Genomic DNA, 10,008 nt, shown 5'->3' with positions numbered 1-10,008 from the left:
ATCTGATGGCGATCGCCCTGTTTCATCACTCTCAGGGAATAGTTTATTCCTGACTATCATGCTATATGCCGAGCTTTGTCAAGCATTGCACTTGCTTTCTCTTAATTGCGTTTAAATTAAACTATTTAAACTATAAATAAAGTTAATTGATTGTGACTAAGTTTTTCTCCGCCAAAAAATCTTTTACCTGTTTCTAATTCCTGCATAGCTATATGCTCTTATATTTTTCGTTTCTACCGAATGTATTTTAAATACTGCTTACTAAAAACTTGAAAAATAATTTCATTTGTTTCAGATTCAGGGATAATTACTTTTTCATTAATAATTTCAAAAGCCCGTTTGTCTATTAAATTATTAAAATACTTTTTCATTTCATATTTAAGCTATCAAAAAAGTTTGGTGTTCGTGATAATCCACAAGAGGAAGGAAACTTGTTTTCTCCCCTTTCTCTCGCACAATTATCATTTAATTAAAAATTTTGAAGATTTTAAATGTTTGATAACAGTTGCTTTATTTTAGCCACTCACGGATGGTAGCCGCTAAACTCTCACCCATTTCAGAACTTTGGGATCTTTATCATAGCGATAGGTTAAGCCGTCCCTAGTAGTGATGGACTCGCCTTTGCTTGCCTTACTTCTAATAGTGGAAACGGAATAGTACGTTAATTCATTCATTTCCTTATGAGAAAGCCTTTTGTTTGTACTGATTTCTGACTCATCTTGGGATTGATTTTGAGATGAATTATCTATTATGATTTCAGGATTTTCGGAAGTATTAGTGACAATTTCTTTTGCTTTTTGCAACCGATAATCCTGTACACTTACAAGTTGCCAACTGGAATCTTGTGCCAGTTCTAAAACCCATTGATGATAATTAAATAGACTTTCTCTATGTCCAACACTAATAAACGTTGTTTTTGTATCTTGTAACTGTTGATATAAGCTTCCTTCATTTGTTAAATCTAAGGCACTTGTTGCTTCATCTAAGATAGTAAAGTTAGGATGAGTAACTAATAGTCGTGCAAATGCAAGCCGTTGTTGTTCTCCCAGAGATAATATATTTTCCCAAGGAACTTCAGTATCAAAGCCTTCAACTCGACTTAGCAAGTTTTGCAAGTTTACTTGTTGCAAAACGTCTTTGAGTTCTGCGTCGGTCATTTGACGATTCGTATTAGGATAAAGTAACTGTTCGCGCAAAGTTCCTAAAATGATATAGGGCCGTTGGGGTAAGAATAATACTTCTTTTAGGGGGGGTCGTACCAAACGACCAGTTCCCGCATTCCACAAACCAGCGATCGCTCTCAACAGAGAACTTTTACCTCGACCACTCGGCCCCACAATTAATAAACCTTCTCCAGGCTGAACGTTCAATGACAAGTCTTCGACGATTACCTGCTCATAGTTAGGCGTTTGTAAGGTAACATTCTCAAAAGCGAGATGGTTTTCTTCTATTGTTTTAATAGTACTGACATTCTCGGGTTGTTTGGTAACTGCTTCTAACGCATCTGAAAACTCAGATAAACGCTCAACATAACTAGAAAATCGTCCAGAAACGCCAAATTCACGGATTAATTCTTCTAAAGCACCAGCAAACATATAGCAAGCTGCAATAGCTTGTCCAACCTGTCCAAAATCAATTTCACCTTTAATATATAAAGGCGAGAGTACTATGAGTGTGATAAATTCGATAGCACCCCGATATCCTCTGTTAAAAATTTCTTTACTTCTTTCCCAATCAATTTTCTGTTTAATATCTTTTATTAAATTAATAAATCGGCGTTGAATTATATTTAGTTCCTGTTCCTCTCCTTGAAAAAAAGCTATGGACTCAGCGTGATTACGAATATGAGTTAGGGCATAAGCATAATCGGCTTTAGATTCAAGTTCCGCCTGATTAATCTTAATCAATCCTTGATTTAAATAAGCAGCAATTAAGTTACCTATAATCGTATAAATAAGTAGAGCAACAGCTATTTGTTGGGAAATTGTCCAGACAACTATTAAAAAAGTTATCATTTCTAGTATTTTTTCTAGAAGAGTAGCTGAAAAGCTGAGGGCACTACTAGTAATTGGTTCAATTTCTTGAGATAAACGTTGATCTGGGTTATCAATATCGGCTTTAAAATTAATTTTATAATAAGCACGCTTGTTCAAATATTTATTTAAAATGTGATTATTGAGCCATTGATACCAGTCAACAGCGATTTGTTTTCTCACAAATTTAGTAAATCCTACTAAAAGCGTTATTGAAACAAGTCCAACAGCATAAATTGATATATTATAAGTAAATTTAGAATAATCTTTTTCTTGAATGATTACATCGATTAAATAGCGATAAATAAAACTATTAAAAGTAGTTACAGCTACAAGGGCGATGATTAACAATATTAGGAGAATAAGCATTCCCCAAGCGCGAATAACGTCTGAAAATGCTCTTTCTCCTGATTTTGTTGGATACCAATAAGGCCCAGCGATCGCTTTTACATCTTCCCAGAATTGGATAAAACTTGAAAATGCGTTTATTGAGGGTTGAGTTTGAACAACTTGGGTTGGCATATTTGAGAAATAAATTAAAATTTTTTATTAAAATTAATACTTTTTAGTGTTGACTAATCGGTAATAATCACCGAATACACAGTCCCACTCAGCACTAATTTTTCAACTGATATTACCTAATTGTTGAGTGCGGCCTAAAGCCGCAAGCACTGCATTAGAAATGATAGTTCGCATACCACCTTTTTCTAACTCATAAAGACCAGTAGCAGTCACTCCCCCAGGACTAGTTACCTTGTTTCGTAAGACTGCTGGATGTTCATCAGTCTGAAACATAAGTTCTACACTACCAGCAATCGTATGCAATGTTAATTCTTGGGCTTGTACGCGAGTTAAACCCATCTGAACCCCGGCATCAGTCATTGCTTCGATGTACAAAAATATAAACCCAGTTCCGGCGCTACTTAACGCCGTTGCCATATCAAGGTAGTGTTCATTTTGAGTAGCAAATTCCTTGCCTAATGCTTGTAAAATGACTTGGGTATGCGATCGCTGTATCTCTGTCACACTTGATGATGCGCTCCACACCGTAGTCCCATGACCAACTTGTACTGCAATATTCGGCATTGTGCGGACAACAGCAGGATGATTCAACCCTTGGCACAGAGATGAAATACTTACTCCACCCACAATACTAATTACTAAAACATCAGGTGAAATTTTATCCTTCAACATAGCCATAACAGAGGCTAAAACCTGCGGCTTCACTGCTAATATCACAATAGATGCGCCAAGAACCGCTTCTATATTGGAGGTTGTAGTATGTACTCCATATTCCCTCTCTAAATGAAGGCATCGCGCAGAAACTGGCTCGCTGACTATAACTAGATCGGGTTTTTGAACAATTTTAGTCGATAACAATCTACTAATTATCATTTCGCCCATCGTGCCACCACCGATAAAGGCAATTTTTAAATCTCCAAGCATATATTCTCCTTATTACTCAAGTCATTTGATATATTCTTGGCATCAAGATAGATTAGGCTGAATCACAGCTTTTAATACAGAGCCTTGCTCTACATCTGCCAGCGCTTGATTAATTTCTCCTAGTGTGTATGAACGACTAATTATGTTTGACCAAGCAATATTTTTGCTGGAATCACTATGACGTTTTAGTAATTCAATCATTCTGTAAAAATGGCTAAAATCAATTCCCCAAGTTCCGCGAATATCAATATGTTTTAGATTAATCTCCAGGTGGGGATTGATCAGAATCTCACCCGTGTTTGTGTAATGCCCGACAATAACATAGCGACCTCCATTTCTCGTCATATTCAAACCCTCTTTGACAGCGATGGGAATGCCTGTGGCTTCAATAGTGACATCAGCACCGTGTCCGTGCGTCAATTCTAAAACCCGTTCAATATGTTGTTGTGGATCATCAGCTTTAATCACAAGGGTTTCATCTACACCGAAGGATCTAGCAACTACTAATCGGCTCTCATATTTATCGATGACAATTACTTTGCCCGCACCTGAAAGCAAAGCTAGAATTGCCACACTCAAACCCACAGGGCCGCAACCCTGCACCACTACAACATCACCAATTTGAATCTGCGCTCGATCGACAGCGTGTAGTGCAGTTGGTAAAGCACATCCTCCAGCAATGAATTGCTTTGGCGAGACTTCTTCGGGTAGGATTAAAACTTTAACTCCTGGTTTGAGGTAAATCAATTCAGACCAACCACCCAACAACCCATCTTTCGCTGAGTAGGTGACACCATAAACTTTGCGTTGTGGACAGCGAGTGGATGCTTTGGCTACCAGACAATACCAGCAGTTGTAACAGGTTTCGTGTACATCCAAAAAAGTAGCGATCGCTCCAGGATGAATTAATTTACCATTGACATCACTAACCGGCCCACCTGTTTCTACTACACGACCGACTGAGAAGTGTCCAGGAATGATTGGATAGGGTACTCCCTCTAAATGCCCACGTAGTAAATGTACATCAGTTCCACAAACTTCACTATATAAGGTTTCAATAATAATTCCACCCTTTTCCAGAATCGGGTATGGTAATTGTTGCACTTCAACTGGTTGATTAGGTGCGGTCATCACAGCTGCTTTGGGCATAAATCATTACCTCACTATATTTAGACAGGGATAAGGGGCAGGGAGCAGGGGATTAGCGTTTTATGAGCCAGGGTGATGGATTATTGATTATGGTTACTAGAATGCCTAAAACTTGATTTAAGCGCCCATAAAGTTCTCTACCTGTATCAACGTCTAAATAACCACATTTCACAGCAAATTTCAGCCAAGTCTGAGTTTCTGCGGCTTCAGCTTCATAATCATTTAATTTTGCAATAAAAGCAGCTTCATAAAGACGTTTTTTCCATGCCTCGGCTAAATTAGCACAAACAGAGCGTGACGACCTACGAATTTGGTCAGTCAATGAATATCTTTCCTCTATGAAAAACTTTTTAGATAATTCAAAAATTTTCATCACTACATCAAACGCCATTTTGTATACTTCTAAATCTTCATGACTTTTGATTGGTTCTTTTTCCATTCCCCCTGCTCCCTGCTCCCTGCTCTCTGCTCCCCTGCATCCTATCAAGACCAGAAAATAATTTCACCGTTAGGAAGTAAGCCAATCATGGAAGTGAAAGCCACACGTTGTCCATTCATTGGCTCAACATAGTGAAAATTGCTAGTATTGAAAAGCACTACGTCGCCTATGTAAGGTTGGAAAGCGATCGCATCGGCATCGCCAATGACTGTATCACTATATCCATAGGAATCGAGTTTATATTGATCATCTTCTGGTGTGCAACGGCGATCGTAAATGCAGGTTTTACCGTGATTGTTATCAGACAATTTCAAGTACAAAGTCCAAGAAAGTTGAGCAGTAATCGTACAAACCTCCCAACCAGATTGCTCCATTGGAGCAAAATCAATATGCAATTGTGTACCATTTTCAATCTTTCTGATCAATCCTGCATAATAGCTACCGTAGTCTGGTTCAGAAGCAATTCGCACCTTTGCACCACACTCTCTAAATTTCTCCATCATGCGTTCCAAAGGGTTAAAAGAAGCTGCTGTAATAGAGTCTCTTAATTTAGATGCTCTTTCTACTTCTTGAAAATAATTTGCTTTACCAACGTTGTTGTATTCAAATACTGTGATGCCAACTTTTTCAATTTTTGGAGTGACATCTTCATAAGCATTAAAAACGAGTGATTGAGATTGATCATATAAGACCTCACACTCTTCGGGTGTGGCAAAGTCTTTAATCCGAATCAGAGGAATGCGGTTTTCAATCAGCTTTCTTAAAGATTCTGCTGTTAGGGGATACTCTTGTTTTTTTTCCCATCTTGTCGATTTAATTTGGTTATATACAGCAGTCATAATACACTTCCTTTCGTTTAATTTTCTACTTTCAATTCCTACTAATATTCAGCAACCTAGGTTTGCCAGTGGACTTCCAAAAAATAAATTATCTAATTTACTCAGATAATATATTTCCCTTTCCTCCTGCCCCCCAATACTTCTCGGTTAAGGGGAAAAGGAAAGAAAAAACCCTTACCCTTTAACCTTTTCCCCAAACCCGATTCCGAGTTAAAAATGCTTAACCGAGCAGTATTGCCCTGCCTCCTTGCCTAAATAAGGCTTGCTCAATACAAACTTTCAAGCGCTCGGCTAAAACCTGAACGTGGGGTTCAGCCATCATCGTGATATGGTTGCCTGGAACAAAATGGATATCTACTGGTTCACCAGAATACTCACTCCACCCCCAGGTCGAATCTTGGGAAATCTCAAAAAACTTGCTAGCCAAGCGTTCTGGAGGAGTTTCGCTGGCACGTAGAAGCGTAATTCGACCAGGATAAATCTGTTCAGGTACATAATTAATTAGAGATAGAGAGTTTGCTTTTAAAGCTTGCACCATGTTTTTCATCTGCGTAATTTCAGCGTTAGGAGGCAGCATATTTACCATTTTTAAATGCTGTAAAACGTGTTTTAGTTGCTCATCCACAGGCAAAGATTGAAGGGTATCGTAAGAAATATCTATGTTTGTTGACAGAGAAACTTCTACTGCTTTGATCAACTCAATCAACCACCTAGCATGATCCCAATCAATACGTTCAATACGTGCTTGTTTGTCTTTAGAGGTTGGTGCTGACATATCAATCATGACGACTAGAGCAACGATATGTCCTTGATGGAGCAACTGAGTCGCCATTTCAAAAGCTACTATACTTCCTAAAGAATGCCCTCCTAAAAAGTATGGGCCTTGTGGTTGAACAGCTTGCATTGCTTGAATATAATGACTAGCCATATCCTTGATTCGAGTGGCTGGTTCCAATTCTTCATCTAGATTGTTTACTTGAAAACTGTATAAAGGTTGGTCTGCTCCTAAATAACGTCCTAAGTGATATAAGTAGAAAGGTTCGCCACCAGCGCCGGGAATGCAGAAGAAAGGTAACTTTGAACCGTTTGGCTGAATTGGTATCAGACAAGACGAATTTGAGTAATCCGAGTCTATTTGGACAATTGTCGCTAACTGTTCAATAGTTGGGTTTTGGAAGAGGCTTGTTAAACTCACATCTTTACCAAACTGCTGCTTGATTTGAGCCATTAAGTAGGGAGCTAAAAGCGAATGACCACCAAGATCAAAAAAGTTATCTTGTACTCCTACCTTGTCAACTTTCAGAATTTTTGACCAAATTTGTACCAATTGCATTTCTAATTGGTTACGAGGTTCAACAAATATATCTAAGTTAATAATGTTAGAAGGTGTAGGTAAAGCGCGGCGGTCTATCTTGCCGTTAGATGTTAGTGGCAAGCTCTCAAGGAATACAAAACTAGAAGGCACTATATACTGTGGTAGCTTAGTGGAGAGGAAGCGCCGGATTTCACTAATGGTAGGTGCTGACTTCTGATTTAGGATGATGTAAGCCACTAAGCGTTGCTCGCCAAAATCATCTTCATGGGCAGTTACTACAGTCTGATGCACAGATGGGTGTTGTGCTAATACTGTCTCAATTTCCCCAAGCTCAATGCGTATGCCGCGAATCTTGACTTGATGATCAAAGCGTCCGAGAATTTCTAGAGAGCCATCTGGAAGATAGCGGCCGCGATCGCCTGTATAGTACAGTAAATCCTGGTCGTCATTGCGAAAATGGTTTTTGACAAACCGAGAACGCTTCTCTCCTGGAGCGTTAATGTAGCCCAAACTGCAAAATGGTGTCCGCAAAACAATTTCGCCCGGTTCCCCAATACCGCACAGTTGCCGATTTGTACTCAAAACTAGTGCTTGAGTTTCAGGAAGTGGCCATCCCACTGGCTGTACCCCTACTGTCGGTTCGCTGGGTACTTGGTAATAACATTTCGCCAAAGTTGTCTCTGTCGGCCCATAGAGATTAATGATTTCACCAGCTTGGGGGAAAGCATCTCGCCATTGTAGTACGAGTGTTTGCTTAAGGGGTTCTCCGGCTAAGAATAACCAGCGTAAGTTACGCAGAGATTCCGAGGGGACATTAGCTAACCATGATTGCGCTAAGGAAGGAACTGTGTGGAGAACGGAAATCTGTTCGCGTTCCAAGTAACGCAAAATTTTCGTCGGTTCTAATTTATCCGCTTGCGCTGGTAGACACAAGGTTGCACCACTGGTCAAAGGTAAAAAGATATCTCTAAGAACGACATCAAAAGAAAGTCCTGTTAATTGGGCAATGCGGTCTTGTTGCCCAATTCCAAAGGCTTGTCTTTGCCAGTTGAGAAAATGCGCCATTCCTTTGTGACACCCCAACACTCCTTTCGGAACGCCAGTCGTACCAGAAGTAAAGAAAATATAGGCTGCATCATCAGCAGATATTTCCGGTAGGGGTATTGTATGACTGCTTTCTAAAGAATTTATAGCTTCTGCGGTGTCTGGATTTACACAGATGATAGTTAAAGACTGCCATATCTCTTTATCTTCTAGGGGTTGACTATCAACGTGTAATATGCATTTAACTTTAGCTTCTTTGAGCATCAGCTGTTGGCGTTCGCTCGGAAGTTGCGAATCGAGAGTCAGTAGAACTCCTCCACTTAAGAGAACAGCGATCGCACTGGCAATCAATCCAAAACTTGATGTCCCATATACGGCTACGACATCTCCCCGTTCGATTCCGTGACTTAGCATCACCCTTGCTAAAGCTTGAGAGCTTTTGCCTAATTCCCCATAGTTCCAAGTGCAAGATCCTTGACGCAGTGCTGAAAGTTCTGGATTACTATTTACCCAAGAGGTAAACGTTGTTGTAACTAATTCGTATTTTGGTTCTGGTATAGCTGTTGTGGGATCTGGCAGTAGAAGTTGGGCTTGTGGTGTTACAAGAGAATAAGCAGCAATCGCACTATCAGGCTCGACAACAATTTGATTCAGCAAATGATGGAATTGTTGCACCATTTCCACCATTCTTTCTGAAGTAAATAGGTCAGAATTATATAGTAGTTGCAGAGTTATTCCTTGTTCGTGTTCTGCAACATACAAGCTTAAGTCAAACTTGGAAGCTGCCTCTGACATCAATATAGGTTCTACAGACAATCCAAAAAGTTCTAGTTGGGTGTCTGCCAAATTCTGTAAATTAAACCATACCTGAAAAATTGGATTATGGCTGAGATTTCGTTCTGGCTGCAATGCTTCCACCAGCATTTCAAAAGGCAAATCTTGATGAGCATACGCGGACAACGCTACTTCTCGCACCCGTGATAGTAGCTGCTTAAAACTGGGATTACCATCTAAGCGAGTACGCAACACAAGGGTATTGATAAAAAAGCCAATTAGCCCTTCAATTTCTGCACGGTTGCGGTTGGCGATCGGCGTACCTATGCAAATATCATCCTGCCCACTATAGCGCCATAGCAATATTTGGAATGCTGTTAACAGCGTCATAAACAAAGTTACACTTTCTTTTTGACTCAATTGTTTGAGTGCAACACTGAGCTTCTTTGAAAGTGCGATCGCTTGATATGCGCCGTGGTAAGTTTGCACAGCCCCTCTAGGTCGGTCAGTAGGTAGCGACAATAAAGTTGGTGCGTTGGCTAGTTGTTGTTGCCAATAACTCAGTTGGCTTTGCAGTACATCTCCTTGCAACCATTGCCTTTGCCAAATTGCAAAATCTGCGTACTGAATAGGCAGTGGTACTAACGGTGACGGCTGACCTTGAGAATAAGCATTGTACAGAGCTGCTAACTCTTTGATAAACACACCCATTGACCAGCCATCAGAGACAATGTGATGTATGTACACTAACAAGGCGTGTTCTGTCTCGGATAGCACAACTAACGTTGTTCTGACTAATGGTTCATTTGCCAGGTTAAATGGTTGAATAGCTTGTTTTTGCACTAATTGCTGTATAGCAATTTCTTTTTCGCTTACTTCGGCTTCGCTCAGTACAAGTGTGGATAAATGCTTAAAGTCAACAATTGAGACTGTCCAAGGTGCTAGGGGGTCGGAAGTTCTTACTATTCC

The 10,008-nt window shown here is 39.8% G+C and carries 6 protein-coding genes; all 6 read right to left on the bottom strand.

Features of this window, described 5'->3' with window-relative positions:
* Positions 1-539: 539 nt before the first annotated feature.
* A complete protein-coding gene (locus GNF10_RS32005) occupies positions 540-2,555 on the bottom strand; it encodes an ABC transporter ATP-binding protein/permease (RefSeq protein WP_185592541.1) in 2,016 nt (671 codons plus the stop codon).
* Positions 2,556-2,657: 102 nt separating this feature from the next.
* A complete protein-coding gene (gene proC, locus GNF10_RS32000; protein ID WP_185585635.1) occupies positions 2,658-3,479 on the bottom strand; it encodes a pyrroline-5-carboxylate reductase in 822 nt (273 codons plus the stop codon).
* A gap of 42 nt (positions 3,480-3,521) precedes the next feature.
* Positions 3,522-4,628 carry a zinc-binding dehydrogenase gene (locus GNF10_RS31995; protein ID WP_185585636.1) on the bottom strand — a complete coding sequence of 369 codons (1,107 nt, stop codon included), beginning with the start codon at positions 4,626-4,628 and terminating at the stop codon, positions 3,522-3,524.
* 52 nt (positions 4,629-4,680) lie between these two features.
* Complete coding sequence (locus GNF10_RS31990) at positions 4,681-5,067, bottom strand: four helix bundle protein (protein WP_185585637.1); 387 nt, start codon at positions 5,065-5,067, stop codon at positions 4,681-4,683.
* Positions 5,068-5,111: 44 nt separating this feature from the next.
* Entirely contained in the window at positions 5,112-5,906 is a 795-nt protein-coding gene (locus GNF10_RS31985; RefSeq protein ID WP_185585638.1) for a hypothetical protein, read from the bottom strand.
* A 220-nt stretch (positions 5,907-6,126) separates the two neighbouring features.
* Positions 6,127-10,008 (bottom strand): amino acid adenylation domain-containing protein (locus GNF10_RS31980; protein WP_185607353.1); only part of this gene is annotated, 3,882 nt, incomplete at its 5' end.

The organism is Nostoc sp. UCD121, assembly GCF_014222285.1.
In the GTDB taxonomy this organism is placed as follows: domain Bacteria; phylum Cyanobacteriota; class Cyanobacteriia; order Cyanobacteriales; family Nostocaceae; genus Nostoc.
The sequence above is the reverse complement of the archived record's forward strand: the minus strand, read 5'-3'. Positions and strand labels throughout refer to the sequence as shown.

Bases quoted from the DNA above. Each gene is read 5' to 3' on its own strand.
- GNF10_RS32005 (WP_185592541.1), bottom strand. From the start codon at position 2,555: ATGCCAACCCAAGTTGTTCAAACTCAACCCTCAATAAACGCATTTTCA.
- GNF10_RS31990 (WP_185585637.1), bottom strand. From the start codon at position 5,067: ATGGAAAAAGAACCAATCAAAAGTCATGAAGATTTAGAAGTATACAAA.
- GNF10_RS31995 (WP_185585636.1), bottom strand. From the start codon at position 4,628: ATGCCCAAAGCAGCTGTGATGACCGCACCTAATCAACCAGTTGAAGTG.
- GNF10_RS31985 (WP_185585638.1), bottom strand. From the start codon at position 5,906: ATGACTGCTGTATATAACCAAATTAAATCGACAAGATGGGAAAAAAAA.
- proC (WP_185585635.1), bottom strand. From the start codon at position 3,479: ATGCTTGGAGATTTAAAAATTGCCTTTATCGGTGGTGGCACGATGGGC.